This is a genomic window from Casimicrobium huifangae, from assembly GCF_009746125.1.
In the GTDB taxonomy this organism is placed as follows: domain Bacteria; phylum Pseudomonadota; class Gammaproteobacteria; order Burkholderiales; family Casimicrobiaceae; genus Casimicrobium; species Casimicrobium huifangae.
The window spans coordinates 4,282,073-4,305,190 of sequence record NZ_CP041352.1 but is presented as its reverse complement, the minus strand read 5'-3'; the positions used below and the strand labels follow the sequence as shown (position 1 = coordinate 4,305,190).

Annotated in this window: 18 protein-coding genes; 11 read left to right on the top strand and 7 right to left on the bottom strand. The window is 63.7% G+C overall.

Going from position 1 to position 23,118, the window contains the following annotated elements:
* Positions 1-11: 11 nt before the first annotated feature.
* The 5 genes from hemB to FKL89_RS19435 are packed head-to-tail and all read right to left on the bottom strand — an operon-like array spanning position 12 to position 6,688.
* Positions 12-1,025 carry a porphobilinogen synthase gene (gene hemB / locus FKL89_RS19455; RefSeq protein WP_156864366.1) on the bottom strand — a complete coding sequence of 338 codons (1,014 nt, stop codon included), beginning with the start codon at positions 1,023-1,025 and terminating at the stop codon, positions 12-14.
* Positions 1,026-1,061: 36 nt separating this feature from the next.
* Positions 1,062-1,655, bottom strand: coding sequence for a 3'-5' exonuclease (locus FKL89_RS19450; protein WP_162527595.1), 594 nt, complete (start codon positions 1,653-1,655; stop codon positions 1,062-1,064).
* Positions 1,656-1,697: 42 nt separating this feature from the next.
* Positions 1,698-3,569 (bottom strand): DUF294 nucleotidyltransferase-like domain-containing protein, encoded by a 1,872-nt coding sequence (locus FKL89_RS19445; RefSeq protein WP_156864364.1) that lies wholly within the window; start codon positions 3,567-3,569, stop codon positions 1,698-1,700.
* Complete coding sequence (pepN, locus tag FKL89_RS19440; RefSeq protein ID WP_156864363.1) at positions 3,566-6,220, bottom strand: aminopeptidase N; 2,655 nt, start codon at positions 6,218-6,220, stop codon at positions 3,566-3,568. Before pepN ends, FKL89_RS19445 begins: the two co-directional genes overlap by 4 nt.
* 9 nt (positions 6,221-6,229) lie before the next feature.
* Complete coding sequence (locus FKL89_RS19435; RefSeq protein WP_238363435.1) at positions 6,230-6,688, bottom strand: FKBP-type peptidyl-prolyl cis-trans isomerase; 459 nt, start codon at positions 6,686-6,688, stop codon at positions 6,230-6,232.
* A 285-nt stretch (positions 6,689-6,973) separates the two neighbouring features.
* Between FKL89_RS19435 and FKL89_RS19430 the strand changes: the two genes are divergently transcribed.
* The 11 genes from FKL89_RS19430 (at position 6,974) to FKL89_RS19380 (ending at position 20,941) form a co-directional block, all read left to right on the top strand.
* A complete protein-coding gene (locus FKL89_RS19430; protein WP_156864361.1) occupies positions 6,974-8,608 on the top strand; it encodes a hypothetical protein in 1,635 nt (544 codons plus the stop codon).
* Positions 8,609-8,611: 3 nt separating this feature from the next.
* Entirely contained in the window at positions 8,612-9,352 is a 741-nt protein-coding gene (locus FKL89_RS19425; RefSeq protein ID WP_156864360.1) for an alanyl-tRNA editing protein, read from the top strand.
* A gap of 187 nt (positions 9,353-9,539) precedes the next feature.
* Positions 9,540-12,668, top strand: coding sequence for an AfsR/SARP family transcriptional regulator (locus FKL89_RS19420; RefSeq protein WP_156864359.1), 3,129 nt, complete (start codon positions 9,540-9,542; stop codon positions 12,666-12,668).
* A gap of 59 nt (positions 12,669-12,727) precedes the next feature.
* A complete protein-coding gene (locus FKL89_RS19415) occupies positions 12,728-14,587 on the top strand; it encodes a TPM domain-containing protein (RefSeq protein WP_156864358.1) in 1,860 nt (619 codons plus the stop codon).
* Between the two features lie 24 nt (positions 14,588-14,611).
* The gene (locus FKL89_RS19410; RefSeq protein WP_156864357.1) at positions 14,612-15,424 is read left to right on the top strand and encodes a DUF3667 domain-containing protein; all 813 of its coding nucleotides are present in this window, start codon (positions 14,612-14,614) and stop codon (positions 15,422-15,424) included.
* 382 nt (positions 15,425-15,806) lie between these two features.
* Complete coding sequence (locus FKL89_RS19405) at positions 15,807-16,217, top strand: DUF4189 domain-containing protein (RefSeq protein WP_156864356.1); 411 nt, start codon at positions 15,807-15,809, stop codon at positions 16,215-16,217.
* 52 nt (positions 16,218-16,269) lie between these two features.
* Positions 16,270-18,900, top strand: coding sequence for a hypothetical protein (locus FKL89_RS19400; protein ID WP_156864355.1), 2,631 nt, complete (start codon positions 16,270-16,272; stop codon positions 18,898-18,900).
* A gap of 2 nt (positions 18,901-18,902) precedes the next feature.
* Complete coding sequence (locus tag FKL89_RS19395) at positions 18,903-19,403, top strand: hypothetical protein (protein ID WP_156864354.1); 501 nt, start codon at positions 18,903-18,905, stop codon at positions 19,401-19,403.
* Between the two features lie 98 nt (positions 19,404-19,501).
* A complete protein-coding gene (locus FKL89_RS19390; RefSeq protein WP_156864353.1) occupies positions 19,502-20,161 on the top strand; it encodes a hypothetical protein in 660 nt (219 codons plus the stop codon).
* A gap of 107 nt (positions 20,162-20,268) precedes the next feature.
* Positions 20,269-20,586, top strand: coding sequence for a lysozyme inhibitor LprI family protein (locus FKL89_RS19385; RefSeq protein WP_162527594.1), 318 nt, complete (start codon positions 20,269-20,271; stop codon positions 20,584-20,586).
* Between the two features lies 1 nt (position 20,587).
* Positions 20,588-20,941, top strand: coding sequence for a hypothetical protein (locus FKL89_RS19380; RefSeq protein ID WP_156864351.1), 354 nt, complete (start codon positions 20,588-20,590; stop codon positions 20,939-20,941).
* Positions 20,942-21,142: 201 nt separating this feature from the next.
* Here FKL89_RS19380 and FKL89_RS19375 read toward each other — a convergent pair whose 3' ends face one another.
* Complete coding sequence (locus tag FKL89_RS19375; protein ID WP_156864350.1) at positions 21,143-22,030, bottom strand: dienelactone hydrolase family protein; 888 nt, start codon at positions 22,028-22,030, stop codon at positions 21,143-21,145.
* A gap of 140 nt (positions 22,031-22,170) precedes the next feature.
* Complete coding sequence (locus tag FKL89_RS19370; protein WP_156864349.1) at positions 22,171-23,085, bottom strand: glutaminase; 915 nt, start codon at positions 23,083-23,085, stop codon at positions 22,171-22,173.
* Positions 23,086-23,118: the final 33 nt, after the last annotated feature.

Below are 23,118 nucleotides of genomic sequence, written 5' to 3'. Positions count from 1 at the left end.
GCTTCGGGCGGTTACGATCCGTCACCCCGTATCCACCGTGCCGCATCCAACGCCCCATAGGTGAGAATCGCCGATGCTCCCGCTCGCCGGAAGCAGATCAGCGTTTCCAGCAGACACTTTTTGTAGTCGAGCCAGCCGTTGGCCGCGGCGGCTTTGAGCATGGCGAATTCGCCGCTGACTTGATACACGGCTACCGGCATCTTGAATTCGTCCTTCACGCGGGCGAGGATGTCGAGGTACGGCAGCCCCGGTTTCACCATCAGCATGTCGGCACCTTCGGCCACGTCGAGGGCGCATTCACGGATCGCTTCGTCGCTGTTGGCGAAATCGAGCTGGTAGGTTTCCTTGCTGCTCTTGCCAAGGTTGGTGGCGGAGCCAACGGCGTCACGGAACGGGCCGTAAAAGCTGCTGGCGAATTTGGCGCTGTAGGCGATGATTTTGGTCTGGATAAATCCTTCAGCATCAAGTGCTGCGCGCAGGGCCCCGATGCGTCCATCCATCATGTCGCTGGGGGCCACATAGTCAGCCCCGGCACGCGCGTGGCTGAGCGCCTGCTTGACCAGTACGGCGACCGTTTCGTCGTTCATCACGTAGCCGCTGTCGTCGATCAGCCCATCCTGCCCGTGCGAAATGTAGGGGTCGAGCGCAACATCGGTGATCACGCCGATGTCCGGCACGGCGGCCTTCAGCGCGCGCACCGCGCGGGGGATGAGCCCGTCCTCCCGGTAGGCCTCTTCCGCGAGCAGCGTCTTCGGTCCCTCGAACATCGGGAACAGCGCGATGGCGCCGACACCCAGGGTCGCTGCCTCTTTTGCCCGCTCGACGAGGATGTCGATGGACACCCGCTCAACGCCGGGCATGGAGGCCACCACCTGGGTTCGCTGCTCGCCCTCAATGACGAAGACGGGCCAGATCAGATTGGCGGCCGATAGCTGCGTCTCGCGCACCATGTTGCGACTGAAGGCGTCGCGGCGCAGGCGGCGCATGCGCACCGACGGGAAGGCGGGGTGGGAAGCTGCACTCATGCGCCCATTTTAGGCGCCGGCACAGTGCCGGATTGGCTACAGCCAGCGCCGATCGGACTCGCGCGCCTTGAGCGCATCAAAGTGGCGTTCGCCTGCGGGCAGCGCTGCGACCACGCGTTGCAGCAGATGGGCGGTAGCCAGCGCGTCTGCCAGCGCGCGATGCTGGCGGCGGACGGGTAGCCTGAGCGCCATCGTCCACTCGCCAAGACCGCGGGCCTTGATGTGCGGAAACACGCTGGGCGCGATGACCGCCAGATCGAGATGGCGGGCGCCGAACTGCTGTGCCGTCCGTCCGTCGAAATGCGAGGCCAGCGCCGGACGCAGAAAGCCGATATCGAAGCGGGTGTGAAAGCCGACCAGCGGCGCACCGCGCATCCACGCCAGCAAGTCGTCCAGTGCGCGCGCCAGCGGTGCGCCGTCGCGCTGTTCTGCGGCAGTCACGCCATGCAGCGCACGATTTTCATGCGACAGGCCGCTGCCTTCGGCGTTGATACGCTGGAAGTAATCGGTCAGATCAACCGCGCCGTCATGCAAGGCAACGCCACCAATCTCCACGATGCGGTCCTGCTTCGGGTCAAGCCCGGAGGTCTCCAGATCGAGCACCACCCAGCGGGAGTCGGCGCCGGACACAGCCGGAGGGTTGTCTCGTCTGAACCAGTCGAACATCGGATATCAGGGGTAGTCCACAGCGAGGCGTTGCTGCAGTTTCCGTGCCTGTCGGAAGCACTCTTTCAGAATGCGCGCGTCCATCGGGCTCAGATCGTCGATCGCAACCGCATTGGGGGCCGACGCGATACGGCTGCGCTCCTGTGCCCGCATGCGCAGCCCCTGCACAAAACTGAAGGCATCCGCCCATTCGGTGACCTCGCGCGCCTGCAATTTGCCGGCGGCAGCCAGCGCACGCAAGCGCTCCACCGTGCTGGTTGCGGTGCAGGCGTGCGCCAGCGCCAGCACCCGCGCCGCATCGACAAAAGGCCGCACGCCGAAGCGCTTGAGATCGATCACGCGGCGCCCCTCAACATCGTCGGTAGCGCTCAGGTTACCCAGCCAGTTGAGCGGCGGCTCGACTGCCAGCGCATTGTGGGCGAGCTGTTTGAGAAAGCGTTCGTTGGCTGCCGCGCGGGCGAGGACGTCGGCACGCAGTGTCTCGGCCAGGGTGGCGTCACCCCACAGCGGACGCAGGTCAAAGAAAACGTTGGCCTGCAACAGGCTCTGCGGATCGCCGCGTTCGATCCAGCTTGCAAACTTGCTGCGCCATTCGTCAACCGTGAGGGCAAGCGCCGGATTTCCTGCCATGATGTTGCCGCGACATAGCGGGAAACCGCATTCAGCCAGCGCGGCGTTGACCTCTGTCGCTGCGGCAAGCGCACGCTCCCGGTTGCAACTGGCGCCCAGAATGAGGGCATTGTCCTGATCGGTGCTGATGGTCTGCTCGTGTCGCCCCTCGCTGCCGAGTGCCAGCCAGCAACCGTCACCTGGCTTCAGCCCATGCTTCTGCGCCATCAGATCGAGCAGCCGCCGCGTGATCTGGTCGTTGAGGTGGCTGACGAAGCGCGTCATGGTCAACGCCTCAATGCCCTGCGCGATCAGATTGCGGGCAAGCTGACGTGCATCGGCGGCGCAGATAGCCAGCTGTCCAACGCTGCCCGCGCGGCCAATGGCACCGCTGATACCCGTCAGCGTGTGCCGCTGCAGCGCGAACAGATCGCGCTCGGAAACGATCCCGGCCAGCGCACCATCACCGTCAACAACAACGACATGGCGGAAGCCGTGCTCAGCCATCAGCAATGCAGCGTCGGTGGCGGTGGCGTGGACAGGCAGCGTGCTCACCGATGACGTGGCGATGAACGACACCGGCGCGTCGATGTTGCCGCCAGCGAGTACAACACGCGGAATGATGTCGCGCTCGGTGACAATCGCGACTGGCCGGCGAGCGTCGTCGACGATGACGATCGAGCCCACCGCTGCGTCCTGCATGCGGGTCAGGGCGCTGCGGACTGTCTCGCCGCCGGTCGCGCTGACTGGCGGGCGTCGAATCAATGATGCCAGTGTCCTTGGCAGTTGCTGTTCGGCGATTTCATGGGCTGCGTAACTGGCTTGCAATGCGCGGCGCGACCGCTCCAGCAGGAAGGTAAGACGACGGTCACAGAAGTCGGCGAGAACCGCCGAATGTCGCGTCGCCGCCACGAAGTCGGCAGCCGGAACGCGCAGGATGAAGGCTTCGTCTTCGCAAAAGAAACGGCTGATAGTGGGACGTGAAGTTAGCAGGGCGCCCACCGGAAACATTTCACCTGCCGTGAGTTCAAGCGCGCTCAGCGCACTGCTCTCGCCTGGCTGGCCGCGCTCACCGCGAACGCGACCCTGCAACACCAGCCAGCAATCCTGCACCGTAGCGCCCAGTGCGACCAGCGTCTCGCCCGCCGCGTGGTATGACACCCGCGCATGGGCAAACAGCCGTGCCAGCTCGTCCTCGCTCATCTCGGAGAACGGTGCATAGTGCACCAGTGAATCGAGATAGGGGGCGACTGCGGCAGAGGGCTTCATCTGAGAGCGGCGGTGTCTCCGGCCTTCAGCGTCTTCTCGATGATTTCGCGAACGTTGGGCGACAACGCTTCATGCGCTGCCAGCTTGTGCAGATACATGCCCTGCAGTGCGCGGGCAGGTTCCACGCACTTGTACCAGCGCGAGAACGCATCGCAGAAGCGCGCCGCCAGCGACGGGTTCTGCGCATCAAAGCGCAGGATTTGTTCGGCAATGAAGGCATAACCACTGCCATCGCTGGCATGAAAACCTTCCCAGTTCTGGTCGGCGAAGGCCTGCACTACGGCGCGCACGCGATTCGGGTTCTTGCTGTCGAAACGCTCGTGCGCGAGCAGGGCGCGTACCGCCGACACTGCGCTGGTTGCGCCACGGCGTAGCGCGCCCGCTTCAAGCGCAAACCAGCGGTTGAGCATCGACAGATCGTGTTGCCACTGGTCGTGGAAAGCGCTGTACATGCGATCGCGTTCGGGACAAGGCTGGTCGCGCAATGCAGTCATCGCGTTCATCACGTCGGTGAGATTGTCGGCGCCCTGCCATTGGGCGAGCGAGAGTGCGTGGGTTTCAGTGTCGCCAGCGGTGTTGACGAACGCCAGCAAGGTGCCGGCCAGGGCGCGATGCGCCACGGCAGTCACGTCCGGCGACCAAGCCTTGCCGGAGAGCGCAATTCGTTCATGTCCGTAGCGTTCGATGATGGCGGCACGGTGGGTGGTTGCCAGCTGACGCAGCAGTTCTTCGCGCGTCGAGGCAATTGCTGCCGGGTCAATCTCGGCATCACGGTCTGCCAGCTCGCCATGCGACGGAAAAGCGAGCATGTGCGCAATCAGCGCCGGGTCTGTCGCGTAGTCGGCAAGCAAGGCCGCCACGGCATGATCAAGCGCAGCAACAGCGCCGCCGTCGCCGCGCAGCTTGTCGAAGGCACGGAAGAACAGCTCCCGCACTGCTTGCCAGCGTGAGACGCCATCATTGTCGTGCTCCACCAGCGCCGCGAGCTGGGCGTCGCCATAATCGAACGCCACCTTGACCGGCGCCGAGAACGCGCGCAGCAGCGACGGGATCGGCCGTGCCGGAACATCGGCAAAGGCGAAACTCTGCGTCTTTTCCGTCAGATTCAGCACGCGCTCACGGGTGACTCCGCTGCCTTCCTGCAGCAGCGCTACGGCCAGTGGTATCACCATCGGTTGCTTGTCCAGCTGGCCGGGCGTCGGTGGCATTGTTTGCGAGACGTGCAGAATGTAACGGGATTGCGCAGCATCGTATTCGTCGCGCACCTGCAGCTGCGGCGTGCCGGCCTGGCTGTACCAGCGTTTGAATTGCGCGAGATCGATTCCACTGGCTTCTTCCATTGCTGCAACAAAGTCGTCGCAGGTGGCGGCTGTTCCGTCGTGGCGGGCGAAGTAAAGATCAGTGCCTTTGCGATACGCCTCCGCACCAAGGAGGGTATGCAGCATGCGGATAACTTCAGCACCCTTTTCATACACGGTCACGGTGTAGAAATTGTCGATTGCCTCATATTCATCGGGGCGGATCGGATGCGCCATCGGCCCCGCGTCCTGCGCGAACTGGCGTGACTGCATGAACGCCGTCTCGTCGATGCGCATCACCGCCGGGGAGGCGCGGGTTGCCATGTACTGTTGTTCGCGAAAGACCGTGAAGCCCTCCTTGAGCGAGAGCTGGAACCAGTCACGGCAGGTGACGCGATTGCCGCTCCAGTTGTGGAAATACTCGTGCGCGACAATAGCGTCAACGGTCTGAAAGTCGGCGTCGGTGGCGGTGTCGCGATCGGCGAGTAAGAAGCGGGAGTTGAATATGTTCAATCCCTTGTTTTCCATCGCACCCATGTTGAAATCGTCGGCCGCGTAGATCATGAAGCGGTCGAGGTCGTATTCACGGCCGTACGCCTCTTCATCCCAGCGCATGGCAGCTTTCAGGCACGCCATTGCCCAGGTGCAGCGCGGCAGGTTGGCGGTGGTCGAGTAAATCTCGAGTAGCACCTTGCGCCCCGAGGCCGTCATGAAGTGGTCCTGCAGCCGGTCGATCTTGCCGGCAACGAGTGCAAACAGATAGCAGGGCTTTTTGTGGGGATCGTGCCAGACTGCCTCATGACGACCGTCACCGAGATCGCGCTCGCTGACCAGATTGCCGTTGGATAGCAGCACCGGGAAGTCATCGCGCGACGCACGGATAGTGACCTGGTACTCCGACAACACATCCGGCCGGTCCGGGAAGTAGGTGATGCGGCGGAATCCTTCTGCTTCACACTGGGTGCAGAAGGTGCCGTTGGTGACGTACAACCCTTCGAGGGCGAGGTTGGCGGTCGGGTTGAAACTGGTGACGATGGAGAGCCTCGGTTGCTCGCCCCCGGCAGTCAAAACCGCAGCCGCGATGATGATCCGGTCGCCGTTCCCGGACTTCTGCCAGGCAGACGCCGGCAGCGGCTCGCCATTGAGATGCAGGCTGACCAGCGTCAGGTCAGCACCACATAGCTCCAGTGGGGCGGTCACGTCGCCAGCAGCCCCGTTGCGGCGCAGGGAAAGGGTCGATTCGACGCGGGTGGCGAGGGGATCGAGATCGAAGCAAAGTTCGACCCGATCCACAAGGAAGCCCGGAGCGCGGTAATCGCTCCGACGGATCACCGCGTTTTCCGGATGCTTCATGAGGGTTTCCTACTGCTTGGGTGCGGGCACGTAAGGCGACGGCGTAACCGCAGCATTCGGCGTCTTGCCGAGTACCGACATCAGCTCGACGTCGAATACCAGTGTGGCGTTCGGCGGGATGTCGCCGCCGGCGCCGCGCTCGCCATAACCCTTGTCCGGGGGGATGATCAGCGTACGCTGGCCGCCCACTTTCATCCCGGCAACGCCTTCGTCCCAGCCCTTGATGACGCGACCGGCACCGACAATGAAGCCAAACGGCACTTTACGGTCAGCCGACGAATCGAACTTCTTGCCCTTGTTGTCAGGCGCACTGGCATCCCACAGATAACCGGTGTAATGCACGGCAACGGGCGAGCCGGTTTCGGCAAGGGCTCCGTCGCCCACCTTGCGATCAATGATCTTCAGTGTGGTGGGGGCGGCGGACTTTGCCGCTGCAGCCGCAGCGGCCGGCGGCGGGGTCTGGGCCATCACGACTGTGGAGGAGATGGCAACTGCAAGAGCGGAGACTAGGATGGAGACTTTCATAGCGGTGTAACTCTGATCATGGAAGCACCTCCAACGGAGGCGAGGGGTGCAAGTTGACATTGCTGCTGTCGGCGGCGGAGCGTTCGGCAATGCGGGGCTTCCCGCTTTTGCTTGCCGCCGTCCAGACGGAGCGCTATTCTACGTTTTGACCAACGGGTGCTCGCAGTCGCCGGCCACCCGAACATATTTGATGATTGACCGGACACAATGCTTCGTTGGCTAGCCAGTTTGACAGATTCCAGCCCGCTGGGTTCGGTTGGTGGCGCCCGCAAGTTCGCGGCATCGCTGGATCGCGACATCTTCTCGGCGACCGATGTGGTTTGCGCTCAATTGCGCGCCTTTATCAGCGAAGCAGAGCACAAGGAGACGCTTGCCGCGTCGCCATTGCTTGAGCTGGACGCCCGGCTGGAAGCGACGACGACACGACTTGAGCGCGACTATCTCGCCGCCTCACTGCAGTCGCACTCGCTGCGTGAGCGCCTGTGGGATTCCGGCTACGACTGGGCCATGCGCTTCGCCGACGCCTACCGGGCGATTTTGATGCGGGAAACGGCGTCGGTCGCGGGGCGCGCTGCGACCGAATTTGCGCGCGTCGCGGCACGCTTTTTCTGGTTCCGCACGATGGCTTACCGCTTCCGCCTCTATCGCCATGAGGAGTGGATCCCCGGCATCTGGGCCGAGACACACCAGGTGTTCCGCAAGACCTGCGATCTTGGCGTTGATCACGTCATCGTTGATGACATCAGTAATGCCGGCCAACCGACGTTTCCGGCGCGGGCGTTCTCGGTGCTGCTGTTGCTGCGGGTCGGCAATGCCGGTGGCTATACGCCGTCACAGATCCACGCGCTGTATCGCAAGATTGAAGAATTCACGCACGACATCCGGCTGACCGCGCGCCCGGCCTCGGATGGCGGCTTTGCCATCAATCTGTCCGGTACCGATGGGCTCGTACCGCGCCACTCGGTGCCGCAGGGCGGGCAATACCTCTATTGCGACACCACCACCATCCACGCCCGGGCGCTGGCCTGGCTGGATCAGGTCGAAGCCGAGGATGGCGGCCGCAACGTCACCCTTGGCGGATCGCTGTCGCAAAACCCGCTGCTCGCACTGCGCAGCGCGGTGCTGCGCATTGATCCCGAATTCAAGCCGCTGGCTCGTGCCAGCCAGCGCAGCGATGATCGCGGCCGTGTCGCTGCCACGTATGGTGTCAACAAGGTGGCGACCGCCATCTCTTACGACCCGGCGTTGCTGGCATCCAGCATCGAGGGAGATACTTACGAGTACGCCGACGCGCTGGAAATCGAAACCATCGGCACCCTGAAAGCATCCACCCTCAAGCGCCTGCGCCGCGATTTGCCGCCCGACGCGGCCCGGCTCAACCTGCAGTTCTGGCATCTGCGTGATCGCAGCGACACCGGTTTTCGCTGCGTGGTGCCGAACACATCGACGCAGCGGCTGCGGCTGCGCGACATCGCTGTGGTGACGGAGGAAGCGCCCGCCGCCGGCTGGCAGGTGGCGACCATTGTCCGTTTGCTGAAGTTGCCTGCTGGTCACATTGAGCTTGGGTTGCAGGTGCTGTCTCGCGACATCGACATGGTCGAATTGCGCACCCTGCGCTCGCGGCAAGGTCTGTACCGCGACAATGCTGCCACCATGGTGGCCAGCGCCGTATTCAAGGCGATTCGCCTGAAGAGTGCATTCTTCGGGCGACCGATCATGGGCGCCACCTGGATCATGAACACGGTCGACTATCAGGCCAGTGTGGTCTACGAAGTGCAAGGTTCCGGGCGCCGCTACGAGGCCAGCGAAGTGATCAGCGAAGGGTCCGACTGGGTCTGGGTGCGCCCGAACGAATTGAGCTAGTCGGTGACCCAGCTACTGTTTCGCGACGACGCCTATCTGCGCAGCACCACCGCACGTGTGATGACGGTCACCGAGACTGCGCCACGCGACGGCTCGGCGCCGAAGCCCGCCGTGGTCCTGGACCAGACGGTCTGCTACTACGAAAGCGGCGGCCAGCCCGGCGACGCTGGTGAGCTGAGCTGGTCGGGTGGCAGCGCCACGATCATCGACACGCGGCGTGATCGCGACAGCGGCGCCATTCTGCATGTGCTCGCCGAGGGCGCGGTGCTACCCGCCGTGGGCGAAGGCGTGACGGTCACGCTCGACTGGCCGCGCCGCCATCTGCACATGCGCTACCACACGGCGTTGCATCTGATTTGCGCAGCCTTGCCCGGCATTCTCGCGACGGGCAATGCCATTGACACGACCAAGGCGTGTATCGATTTCGATCTCTCCGGCGTTGCCTTTGATCGCGACGCGACCGAAGCGCGACTCAACGAACTGATCGCCGGCAATCACGACGTCACCACACAGTGGATCAGCGACGAGGAAATGGCGGCCCAGCCGGAACTGGTGCGCACCATGAGCGTCGCGCCACCGACCGGCGCCGGCCGCGTGCGCCTGCTCAACATTGGCAATGGCGTCGACCTGCAGCCCTGCGGCGGCACCCACGTCAAAAACACCCGCGAGATCGGCCCGGTGAAGATTGTGAAGGTCGAAAACAAGGGTAAACAGAACCGCCGACTGATCATTCGGTTACAGTAGCTTTTCATTGAAACCCATATTTAACGGGGCACGAGCTGTTATTTTATAAAAAGTCGACTGCGACAGAAATTATCTTCCACGCTTGGACGGATGGGGCTTCTGGAAAAAGCTGATCCTCTCAATTGCCATGACAGCGGCATCGACGGAATCGCGCCGTCGTCAATAATTGCAGTCCTCCGTTGCAGTATTGACCTTCGTTTTGCCCGCTTCGCCCGCTTCTGCTGATCCATCGTCGTTCCCCGCGCCCCGTCTGCCCGCCACGGTCATTGCCCGTCCGGCGTTGCAGCAGCGCATGCGCGACGCCACGGCGCATGGTGCGCTCTGGGTCTGCGGCCCGGCGGGCGCCGGCAAGACGACCGTCGTCGCGCAATGGCTGCGCAGCTCGCGGCGCACCACCGCCTGGCTCCGGCTCGATGCGGCGGACAGCGACCCCGGCGTGCTGTTGCCGCGCCTGCGCGATGCGCTCGCCGCGCACGCCAGCGACGTCGCGCCCACGTTCGCCTACGGCCCCGAGCACCGCGACCAGCTCGCCCGCTTTGCGCGGCTTTTCTTCCGCACCCTGTTTTCGCGTTTGCGCAAACCGCTGGTCTGGGTGCTCGACAACGTGCAGGATGTCGACGCCGAGGTGATCGACACGCTGCTTGATGTGGCGATTGACGAAGCGCCGGAGCTGCTCACGCTGATCGCCATCAGCCGCAGCGAACCGGGCGCGCGGTTTGCACGCCGCATCGCCCATCAGCAGCTCACCGTGCTTGCGCGTGACGAGCTCAAATTCAGCCTCGACGAAACAGCGGCGCTGTTCGACAAGCGCGCGCTCAAGTTGCCGTCCGAAAGCATCGCGCGTTGCCGCGACGAGCTTGACGGCTGGGCTGTGGGACTGGTGTTCGCGAGCGACGCGCTGCGCCACGATGACCGGCGCGCCGGTGCCTCGCCACCGCCATCATCTGCGTCGTCGGCAGCATCGGCGACCTCGCTCGACGCCCCGGCGCTGATGAACTATCTCGCGGCCGATGTGTTCGATCATCTGCCCGCCGCGCAGCAGTCACTGCTGCGCGCCACCGCTTTCCTGCCGCGCTTCACGGCGGCGCAGGCGGCGCAGGTGTCGGGCGACGCCGACAGCGCCGTGCTGCTCGAACAACTGCACCGCCACAACGGCTTCGTCGAGATCGACGCCGGTGCCGAGACGTACTACCGCGTGCATCCGGTTTTCCGCGCCTTCCTGCAACGCCGCCTCGGGCACGGCAATGCAGCGCTGTCATCAACACAATCATGGCAATCGCAACCGTCGCTGCAACAGTTGCGACTGCAAAGCGCCAACCTGCTGCGTGACGTCGGGCAATTGACGGCGGCTGGCGCGCTTTACGCGCAGGGCGACCAACTGGATCGTCTTGCCGACATGATTGAGCAGGAAGCGCTCGCGCTGTTGCGCCAGGGGCAGGATCACACCGTTGTGGAACTGGTGCGGATGATTCCGGCCGCCTCGCCGGTTCTGCAGGAACGGCCCTGGCTGCACTTCTGGCTCGGCGAAGCGCTGGCGCTGACGACGCCCACCGCCGCGCGCGACGCTGCGCTGAGCGCGGAGCGCCTGTTTGCCAGCGTCTCGGGCGACGCCGCCGCGCTCGGTCGCATTCTCGCGGCGGGGACCCTGTTGAGCCTGCACCGTGCCATGCGGCTTGATGTGCAGGCACCGATGGCGATTGCGGAACGCTGCGAGACCGACTTCTTGAACCACTGGCAACGCGTTCCCGGACCGCTTGCGATCTACGCGGCGGCAGCGTATCTCAGCGCGGTCTCCACGCTCAATCGCGGCACGCAGATTCCGCCGGAAATCATGGCGTGGCTGCTTGCCGCGCTGCAACGCGATGGTCCGGCGAACTTCCGGCTGCGGGTGGCGATGATCCTGCACGAACAGTTCTATATCCGCAACGATCTCGCGAGCGCCCGCGCGGTCGAGGTCGCGGCGAATGCCATCTGCGCCCTGCCCGAGGCGCGTGTCGCGGCGCAGCGCATGTGGCTGGTTGGCCTCAGTATCGGCTATGTCTATCAGCGTCGCCTGCCAGAGGCCGATGCCGTGCTCGAACGCGCCGCGCAGCTCGCCAGTGAACTCGGCGATCTCGAATCGCAATGCCACGTCAACGCCTGGCGCATCATCGTGCGCAGCCGTCAGCGCCGCGCGCAGGAGGCGTTGCCGCTGCTGCTGTCGAACGAGCCGGACTTTGCGCGCGTGCAGCCGCTGATCCGCGCCACGCTGTTGTGGGCCGAGGCCAATCTCTTCATTGCGCTCAAGCAGTACGACGCGGCGCTCGCGCGCTTTGACGCCGCGATCAGCCTCTATCACGAAACCAACACCAACGTCGAGCAGGGTCCGATGCTCTGGCTTGGACAAAGCGTGTGCCGGCTGATGCTTGGCCGTTATGACGCTGCGCTCGCGTCGCTGCAACCCTTGCTCGCCTCCGGCATGGGCGGCATGAGTCGCAAGCGGCTCGATGCCTTCGTGCTGGCGATCCGTGCCGCCGTCGCCACCACGCGTCGCGATGTCGATGCGGTCGCACTGTTGCGGGAGGCGTTCACCGCACTGCGCGAGACCGACTACCGCGATGTCATGCACGGTGCCGAATCGGCGGTTGCCGATCTCTGCGCCGCCGCGCTGCGACACCACATCGAGCCGGACTTCGCCGACACCGTGATTCGTCATCGCCAGCTCGAAGCGCCTGCCGGCGCACCACCCAACTGGCCGTATGCGGTGCGCATCGCGTGCCTCGGCGAACTACAGATCGAGACGCGCGATGGCGATGGCAACGAGCGTGCGATGCGCAAGTCGGTTGAACTGTTGCAACAGGTGCTCGCAGCCCTGCCGCAGCCGGCGCCGATTGATCCGCTGATCAGCAAGCTCTGGCCCGGCGATGGCCGCGAAGGCGCGCAGAAGGCATTCGACGCGGCGCTGCACCGCCTGCGCAAACGGCTGGGCAATGACGCCGCGCTGCGTCTGTCGGAGCGGCGACTGTCGTTGAACCAGGGGGTGGTTCATGTCGATCTGCTGGCACTTCAGGCGATGCTGGACGCGGGCAATCCCGATACGGCTGGCACCGGTCTCTCTGCGCACGTCGGATGCGCCACGCAGGTGGCCGCGCTTTACCGTGATCATGTTTTGTCGGCCGTGCATGACGACGCAGTTACCGCGCAGCGTACCCGCGTGTGGACGCAGGTGCGCAACGCGCTCGTGCGCGGCATCGACGCCGCGAAGCTGGCCGGTGAGGCAGACGTTGCCGCGCAGCTCGCATTGCGGCTGCAAACCCTGGAAAACGCCCTCCCGTAGGTCTGGCGTAGGTCAGACACAGGTGGCTGCGCGCCGCGCGCGCCACAACAATCGCGGCCATGAAGCCGCAATGTTTTCCTCCTCTCCCGTCCGATCCAGGTTCCGCCGCATCAACGATCCGTGCAGAAGCCGTCGCCCCCACGCCGCCGCGCCTGCGGCTGCTTACGATCGCCTGTGCGCTCGCATGTGCAAGCCTGAGCCTGCCCGCGGTGCCCGCGATGGCGCAGAGCAAGGCACCCGCGCCGCCGCCCGCACCCGCCGCGAAGCCGACTAAAGCACAGCTCGCCGCCGATCTAGCCGCCGCGTTGCAGGCCTGCTCCTACGACGGCAGTCCGGTCAAGTTCGCGCCGCCTGATTTGTCGCAGGGTTCTGGTGCAGAGGGCACGCGCGTGGTGGCAGAGATCATGAAATACACCGGCCTGCCGCAGAACTTCGACGTGGTGCGCGGCCAGGTGCCCAATGCCGCTGCCGTGATCGTGGCCGGGCCGGACCGCATTCCGCGTCGCGTGATCGCCTACAACCCGCAGTTCATGGGCGATGTGACGCGTGCCACGAAGAACAACAACTGGGCACCGGTCAGCATCATGGCGCACGAGATCGGGCATCACCTCTCGGGCCACACCATCGTGCCCGGCGGCAGCCAGCCGCCGATTGAGCTGGAGGCCGACAAGTTCAGCGGCTTCGTGCTCTACAAAATGGGTGCCTCGCTCGCCGATTCGCTGAAGGCGATCGAAACGCTGGTGCCGGAGCAGGACGGACAGACGCACCCCGGTCGTCGCAAGCGCGTCGCGGCGATTGCCGAAGGCTGGAAGCAGGCCTGTCGCCAGCAGTCGAATCAGTGCGATGGCACTGCGCTGGCAGTGGCACCGACATCGGCACCCGCCGCGCCGCCTGCTGCTGTAGCCGGCAAATCCGAGCCGCCTGCGCCACCCCCGCCGTCCATCAGCGCCAAGGCGCCCGCTGCCCCGATCGCCAAGGTGTCGTCGCCACCCGAGCCAACCGCAGGTCCGATTGCGAAACTCGATGGCGCGGACGTGATCCCGGCGCCCGGCAAGGATGCGATCCCCTCGAAATTTGACCGTTTCGTGATGGACGAAACAGGCCTCGTGCATCCCAACGCAAAGGCGAAGATCGCCAAGGCGATGTATGACTTTGCGAAGGAAAAGGATGTCGAGGTCGTGACTCTCATCGTCAACAGCACACACGGCATGAGCGCTGACGAATACGCCCACGCGATGATGCGACTCTTGCGCGTTGGCAAGATGGAAACGGGCAACGGCGCGGTACTGGTGGTCGCGCCGAAACAGGAAGCGGTGGGCGTCGCGCTGGGGGCCGGGCTGGCTGCGGAAATCGACGAGACCAGCATCAACTCGCAACTGAAAGAGCCGCTCAGCAATTTCTACAAGATGGGCCTCAAGTTCAGCAAGGGCAAGCCGCTCAGCGAAAGCTCGAGCGAACAGGTCGGCAACGCTGCCGATTTCGTGCGCCGCGCCGCAAAAAACTGGGAGTGGCGCATCAACTACCCGGTGTACGAAGACTATGTCGCCGTACGCAAGGCCGAGGAAGAAGCCAATCGCAACGGCAGCCCCTACAACCCGGCGACGTCGAAAACCTTCCGCCGCCTGGTGCGCGTGCAGGGCGTCGTCACCTCGCTCAATGGCGCGAAGGAATACACCCTGCAGAAGGCCGAAAAGTGGCGCAAGCATGTGCTCGAAGCCAGTCGCGTCAGGGGCGGCAACCTCATCGAGCTGAAGACCAGCAGCGGCGACATCCTGTTGATCCACGTCGACGGCTACGCGCAGAAGATGATGACCACGCAGCTCGCCGAAGGCAAGGCCTACCAGTTCACGCTGCGCACGGCCGAGCCGTGGGACAACAAGTTCAACGCGCTCAGCTTCGATGCGTTGCGCTTCAACTGATGGCCGTGGCAACAACGTGAATCAATGCTGAATCCGACAGCGTCACGGGTGAGTGACTCGCCCGCGCGCGTCAGCAACAGCCACTTCGATCGCGATGACTGCCTGAACTGCGGCGTTCCGCTGACGGGCGCTTACTGCGCGGCTTGCGGCCAGAAGAAAGCCGCGCGCATCGGCGGCAGCACGGTACGCAAGGAGGCGTGGAGCCGCTTCCGCTGGTTCGAACTTGATGCCATCAAGTCGGTGTGGAAACTGATCCGCTCGCCGGGCGGCTTCGCGCGTGACTACGTGCTCGGCAAGCGCAGCGCGCAGATGCATCCGCTCGGCTTGCTGCTGCTGATGATCGGCGCGCTCGTCGTGCTGCTTGGCGAGACGCAGTACCTCGTGCCCACGCTCGCGAGCGAGGAGGCGCAGCGCATGTTTGCGCTGGTGCGCGAGTACTCGAAATGGTCGTTCTCGCTCGGCATCATTGCAATCTACGCGAGCGCGATGCTCGTGTTCCGCAAGCGGCTCGGCTACAACGCGACCGAAATCCTCGCGCTCGCGGTGTACATCCACGCCGTCTGCATCGCGCTGCAAATCGTGAACCAGTTGCCGCTCCTCGTCTGGCGCGCGCCCGAGGTTTTGCAGTGGCACCGCAAGTGGTCGCCGTGGACGATGGGTGTCGCGCAGACGCTGATCGTGGTGTTCGCGTTCCGCCAGTTCTTTCGCGTCACGCGCTGGCGCGAAGTCTGGAAGCTCGTGCTCGCAGGCGGCCTGTTCATCGCCGCGAAGTGGGGCGTGCAGCAACTCTACGCCCGCGCCGTCGTAGAGATCGTGCACTGGCAGATGGGCTTGTGACTGGGCTTTTCGAGCACCAAAAGGCTAGTCAACTTTGCGCTGAAACCCATATTTAACGGGGCGTGGGCCTGCAACGCAGCAAAAGTCGACTAAAGGCATAAATGCGCTTCCAGCCCCCATGGAATGGTCATTTCACGCAAGAGCTGAAAGCGAAAAAGCGGCTCGTGCGGCACCACGTAGGCAAGACGTAGGTGCAACGCATGTAGCCCGCGACGCAGCGCGTCCGAACAATGCTCACGTCGCCAATGCCTGTGGGCGAACCGTCGCGGGGCCGCGCTTCGTTGCTGACGCCTGCCTGTTAGCGCGAAGCGCGTGCCGCTGCTGCGGCCTTTCTCACAGGTCTGCGGGTGACCGCATCACGCAAATCGCACGGGATTGACTCATGAATTTGCCATCAAGCCATCGCAACACGCCGTCACGCCGCTGGAAGCACACGCTGGCTGCACTGACGACGCTTTCGACGCTGACAGCATTAACCGCAGGCGCTGCCCACGCCAGCAATCAGTACGGCGCCATCGCATTCAACAAGCAGACACGCGCCTACGGCTACTCCTACAACCACGCATCCCAGGCCGCTGCCGAAGCCGACGCCGTCGCGCGCTGCGCTGGCAGCCAGTGCCGTTCGATGATGTGGTTCGCCAATGGTTGCGGCGCGCTCGCGGTCGGCAGCATTACTTACGGCGCTGGCAGCGGCCCCACCAAGGCCATTGCACTACAGCAGGCGACGGATCGCTGCGGTCGTGACGATTGCAAAGTCCTCACCTGGACCTGCACGGACCGCCGCAACCACTGAGCCGGATACACCCGCGCCCCTGTTCACCCTGTTTCTCCTCCTCCAGAAATCCATGAAGCAATCACCACTCTCCACCGTGTGTCGGGCAATTTGTCGCGCAGCCCTGGCCGTGATCGCCAGCGCGTGCGTCATGACCGCCAACGCGCAAACCATCAGCACGGTGCTGCTCCCGGCTGATCGCGAGGTGTACTCGAAACAGAGCACCAGCGCGACACTCTTCAACGGTGAACCGTTCATTGCCTATAAACGGTGTGCCACCTCCGGTTGTGGTGTGGTGCAGGAAATCGCCATCACTTATTGCGTCAGCAATTGCGGCACGGCCAATCCGGTGTGGCGAGATCGGGTGATCAGCAACGCGCCCAGCTCCGTCTTTGGAGAGTATGTCGCGGCAGCTATCGCACGCGACGGCAATCCGATGATCACGTGGGTGGACGTCTCGTTTGCGGGCGCGAGCCCGAGCACGGTCATGGTCGCGCGCTGCATCGCAGAATGCGATAGCGAACGGCCACGCTACGTCAGTCACCCCGTCGCAACACTGGCGTCGGGATCGCTGGACCGGATCGCGCTGATCGATGCGGGCGCAAGCGGCAGCGGGCAAACGGTGGCGTTTATCCAGACGGCGGAGGGCCAGCGCCGGCTTCGCGTCGCCACCTGCGTCACGGGTTGCGCCTCGGCGAGCGCCACGTACAACATCGCCACAGTCGACAACCAGACCGGACGCACCACCGAAAACCGCATATCGATGACGGCATACGCCGGCAAACCCATCATCGCCTACACCGACTTTGGCAACGACGTCCAACGCTCCGAGCTTCGCGTCGCGCGTTGCACCGGCGCATGCGATACCGCGAGCCCGGCGTACAGCCTGTCGTCAATTTTCGGCGTCACCGATTCCAGGGCGATGAATCTGTTTTCGTCGATCGCAGTCACCGCAGCCGGCGATCATTTCGTTACCTATCAGGCCGTGGTGCCGGTGAGCCCCGACTATCAGGTGCTCACGAAGGTTGCCCTGTGTATGGCCGCTTGTGAAACGGCTGCTCCGACCTACAGTGATCAGGCGCTCTCCTCACCGACGGCTGTGGCGGGCGCGCGTCGCGCTGCCGCCAGCGGTTTCGTCGCCTTTGGACAGGAATCAGTCGCGGTGTTTCATGCCGGACAGGACAACGCTCAGGCGTTGCGCCGCATCGACTACACGCCGGGCGGCCCGATTCCGGCACCGACCACGGTCGATACGCTCACCAGTGGATCGTCAGTGGCCGCCGTTCACGCACTGGGCCGCACCACGCCGTCGCTGCCTGCCTACGTGGTCTACGAATCGCAAAACAGCAGCAACGTGGTGCGTTTCAAGTTGCTCTCGTACGCAGGCGTTGCTGGCAGCGACACCACGCCCGATGCGTTCAGTTTTTCCGACCAGACCGACGTGCTACCGGGCACGGTGGTGACGTCCGATCCGGTCTCAATTTCCGGCATCGACGCGCCTGCGCCGATTTCGGTGACCGGTGGCAGCTACTCGATCGGCTGCACCGCCACCTACATCACAACCGCATCGACGATCATGAATGGCGACATTGTCTGCGTGCGCCACACCTCGTCTGCTTCACTCGCTACAGCCGTGAACACGACGCTCACGATCGGTGGTGTTTCCGATGTATTCACCAGTACCACCCAGTCAACGCCCGTTGATATGACACCGCTCCCGTTCAGCTTTACTGATCAGTTTGACGTGCCGACTTCGAGCACTCGAACCTCGGAGGTCATGTCGGTCAGTGGCTTTCAAGTGCCAGTGCCCATCAGTGTCACGAACGGCAGTTACTCGGTGGGTTGCACTGCAACCTACATCAGCACCGCATCCACCATCGCGCCGAACGACGTGGTCTGCGTTCGCCACATGAGTGCCGCGACACCATTGACGCGGGTCGATACCGTGCTGACGATTGGCGGCGTGTCCGATACCTTCTCGTCCACCACGGCCGCTGCCGGTGGCACGGACAGCACCCCGGACGCATTCAACATCCCGTTGATGTCAGGACTGACTGTCAACACACTGCAACGCTCGGAAACCATCGCCATCCGCGGCATCAACACCGTCGCTCCGGTCTCGGTGGTGGACGGTGAATACTCGATCGGCTGCAGCGGCACATTCACCTCGTCACCGGGCACCATAAGCAATTTCGACACTGTCTGCGTGCGCCGCACGACCGCCGCGACGCCGCGCACTGCGGTGACGGTGAGACTCACCATTGGCGGCGTCAGCGCCACGTGGTACGCCATCACCGCTGGCGGCGCGACGCCGCCCGTGGTGATCGTGCCGAGTCCGATTGCGCACAACGCCTTCCTCGGTGTGCCGTTCACCTCGCCCGCGCCGGTCGTCAGTGGCGGCACCGGGCCGTACACCTTCGTCGCGTACACGTTGCCAGTCCCCGGCTTGACACTGGGTGCTGACGGTGAATTGCGCGGCACGCCGACCTTCCTGGGCAACTACAGTCTCGACTTCTACGTCGTCGACGCGAACGGGCAGACCAGCAATGGTCGCCTGACCGTGAACGTGAGCGCGGCGGCCGTTGCCGAGGCTATTGCCGTGCCCACCGTGAGCGATGCGATCCTGCTGCTGATGGTGATGCTGACCGCCGTGCTGGCCGCGTGGCAGGCGCGGCGCGAGGCGCTTGCGCAGCGGGCGCACTGAGCGTGCGTGCAACACTGCTGGTCGCGATGCTGGTGGCCGGCGTGATTGATGATGCCGCAGCGCAGCCGGCGCAGGTGCTCATCGATCCGTCAGATCAGTACGCGATGACGCTGATGTCAATTTCGCGGCGGACGCCTGCCGCCGAGCTGGATGCCCTCAACGCAAGGCTCGCCGCGCGCAAGGGCGCGAAGATCGTGTCGTGGGAAACCTTCGCAAAGATGATCGGCAACGAGATCAGCCAGTTCGTGCGCCGCAACGACTATCCCGAGGTCGACCTCGCTGCCGCGATGCCACAGGTGTTGCTGCGCTACGAAGGCACGCCAATCGGCATCACCTGGAACGGCGGCCTCGCGATCACCGGCAACGACTATCGCCATGCCGCAAAAACGTTCACCGCGTACAACGCCGATCCCGCATCGGACGCAGCACGCAAGGTCAGCGACCGTCGCCGCGACCCGGTGCATCCATCCAACCACCTCGACGCATTGCTCTACAAACGATGATTGCCCGAAATACGTCCACTCAAAATCACTTGCAACGGCAAGCCCGAACGCCGCGAATCAGCGCCGTGCTGATTGCCAGCGGCCTCGCATACGCATGCTTGCACGCGCCTGCACATGCGCAACCGGCCGACGGATCAAAGCCGCCGCTCGAGATCACCAACGTTTCCAGTGTCAACGCCGACGTCCAGTTCGTGCGCGTTACTGCTGAAATTCACAACCGCAGCGATCGCTGGGCTTGCGCACCACGCATGCTTTTGCGCCTGCGCGATGCACAGGATCAGGACCTGACAGTGACCTCGATTGCCTCGGGCGGTCGCCCCAATGAACGCGAGGAAATGGCGGTCGCGTCGCGGCAGTGGTTGCCGCCGGGCGGCATGTCGCCGGTCGAATATGTGCGCGACCACAAGAACATTTCGGGCAAGGCGGCCAAGGTCGCTGCCCGCGCGGGTGCGCGCGATTGCAGCGGATCGCCACCTGACGTCAAGGTCGAAGGTTTCGCCACCGAGACGACGAGCAAGGGCTGGATCAAGGCCAGTGGCTCCATCGTCGTTGGCGGCGGCACGTGTCGTGCGCCAGCAGCCGTGATCGCGGTGTACGCGCCCGATGGCACCATCCATCGCGTCTACACCGTCAATCCGGTTGCAACGTCCACAGTCGCCAGCGCGGGCCAGCGTTTCGACTTCACGCGGACGTCGATCCCCGTGTTGTCCGACGCGCCGACGATCAAAGTGTGGGGCGATTGCTCTGCCTATCAATGAGTATCGGACGACGTTTGACGCGACATCGAAGCACGTTGCTGCCAGTCGTCGCGCTGGCGATGTTGATCCCGGCTCAGGCGCACGTTCACGCGCAGACGTCTGCGCCCATGAGTGACGCGCAGCTCGTAAGCGCAGCGCGCAAGGCGTACGAGCGGGCGGACGGTACGCTGAACGCCGTGTGGCGGCAGACGCTCAGGCAACTCGACCAGATGGATCGCGAAGCAAATGACCCCGCGCATAGCGTCACCTCCGCTGACCTGCTGCGCGACGCGCAACGCAAGTGGCTGGCCTTTCGTGATGCCGAGTGTCTTGTGCATGGTCAGTTGACCGGAGGCAGTGCTGATCGCCTCGCGTACTTCGGCTGCATGCAATCGCTGACCGAGGCGCGGACTCGGCAGGTGCGCGACATCGCAACGACACCCTGACATGCGCTGGCCGTGGACGTACCGCCGCGACCTCTATGCATCTGTCGACAACGCGGTCAAGCTGACGCGGCAGTGGATTGACGTGCATCACGTCCCCGTGCGCTACATCGAAACCGTGGCGGCGTTCGAGCGCTGGTCAAAGCATCTTGGCGTCTGGTTCTTTTATGAAACCGATGCCCAGCGTTGCCATGGTGAAGAAAGTGATTTGTCCAACGCGATGCGTGAGCGCTTTCTGCGCGCGCTGAAAGAGTCAGGCTATCCCGACGCGTACCTGCCGCTCGTGAGTTTCGCGTTCGACTCGCACGAGACTGTGCTGCGTGACTACTGCGGCAGTTACTTCAATCGCTTGCGCTAGGGCGCGCTGATGCTTGCCGGTTGCGAGCACGCATGGCTTCGATACGCTTGAAACAAAATCCCGGCCAGAGCCGGGATTGGAGTGCCGCGACGCGGGAAATGCACTGAAAACGGACAAATCCGGCGAAATCGGTCGACTTTTACCGTTTTTGCGCCCTTGCCCCTTGCGCAGCAAAGTTTTCAGCAAAAAGCTGTTGTGATGTCACGCCACGCCATTCACCTTGAACCAGGCGATGAGTTCCTTCCACGCGGCCTCGGCTGTCGCCTTGCGATAGCTCGGGCGATAGTCGGCGTTGAAGGCGTGCGGCGCGTCGGGATAGAGGATGATCTTGCTCTTCTTGCCCTTGGCTTTCAGAGCGTCTTCCATCTTGGCGACCGTGTCGTTCGGGATGCCTGCGTCAGCATCGCCGTACAGTCCGAGCACTGGCGCGTTGATCTTGTCGACCAGATCGATCGGGTGCGCCGGAGTCATCGGATTGGAAGCACCCACCAGACGGCCGTACCAGGCGCCACCGGCCTTGACGTTCTGATTGTGTGCGGCATAGAGCCATGTAATGCGGCCGCCCCAGCAGAAACCCGTCACCGCCAGCTTGTCGGTATTGGCCTTGCCGCTGGCCTTTGCGTACGCAACGCAGGCATCGAGATCGGCCATCACCTGCGCATCGGGCACCTTGCTGACCACATCGCTCATGATCTTCGGGATATCGGTGATTTTGGTCACGTCGCCTTGTCGTGCGAACAGCTCGGGCGAAATCGCGAAGTAGCCGAGTTTGGCGAAGCGACGGCACACGTCCTTGATGTGCTCATGCACGCCGAAGATTTCCTGCACCACCAGCACTACCGGGAAACCGGTGCCAGTGGCTGGCATGGCACGGTAAGCGACCATGTCGCCGTCTTTGGTGGGCACTTTCACTTCGCCGGCAACCAGTCCGTCAGCCGACGTGGTGATCGTCTGCGCGGCGACAGGCAGCACTGACGCAGCAAACCCGGCACCGAGCGACGTGACCATGAAGCCGCGGCGGTTCAGTTTGATTTCGGGTACGAGTGCGTTGACTTCGTCCTGCGCGGCGGAATGGGTTTCATGCAGCATGAGGGAACTCCTGAATCTTGTTGGCTGAAAGGGTGGGCTGCCCGGCGGGGCAACCGAGCCCGGCAGGATAGGACAAGACTTGTGCACTTACGTTCGGGTTTGCCAGTATCGGAGCGCCAGGGCAAACGACGGACAAGTGTCTAAAAGATCGACCGCCTGGTCAGCGAGGTGAACATCTCCAGCGCCAGCGAACCGGCGTGGCTGTTGCCGCTTTCCTCCAGCGCGGGCGACCACACACAGATGCCGCATTCGCCGGGCAGGATCGCCACAATGCCGCCGCCGACGCCGCTCTTCGCCGGCAGACCAACACGATAGGCAAAGTCACCGGCGGCGTCATAGGTGCCGCAAGTGAGCATCAGCGCCGACAGTCGCTTGGCAGAGCTCGGGTCCACTACCGTTTCGCCGTTCCACGGATTCACGCCGTGATTGGCCAGAAAACCCACCGCCCGCGCCAGTTCCACGCAACTCATCTCGATCGCACAGTGGTGGCAATAGGCATGCAGCACCTCGCCCACCTTGTTGTGCAGGTTGCCGAAGCTCTTCATGAAATGCGCCATCGCCGCGTTGCGCGATGAAGTGCTGATTTCCGACTGCGCCACCCGCGTGTTGTAGGTGATGTCCGCCACCCCCGCGAGCTTGCGTACAAAGTCCACCAGCGATTGCGCCGCGTTCACGCTGCGGCTTGCCAGCATGTCGGTGATCACCAGCGCGCCGGCGTTGATGAACGGGTTGCGCGGGATGCCGTTCTCGCGCTCCAGTTGTACCAGCGAGTTGAACGGATTACCGGAGGGTTCACGGCCAACGCGTGTCCACAGCGAATCGCCCTCGCGCTGGAACGCCAGCGTCAGTGCAAACAGCTTCGAAATCGACTGGATCGAAAAGCGCTTGCCCGCGTCACCCACCGCATACACATTGCCCGCGACATCAACCACCGCCATGCCGAACTGATCGGCCGCCACATTCGCCAGCTCCGGAATGTAGGATGCCACCTTGCCCTGCCCGATAACGGGCTGCAACGCAGCGTGGATGCGGTCAAGAACGGGCTGGTAGTCCATCCAGCGGATTATGCCGGCCCCCCGGCCCGGTGG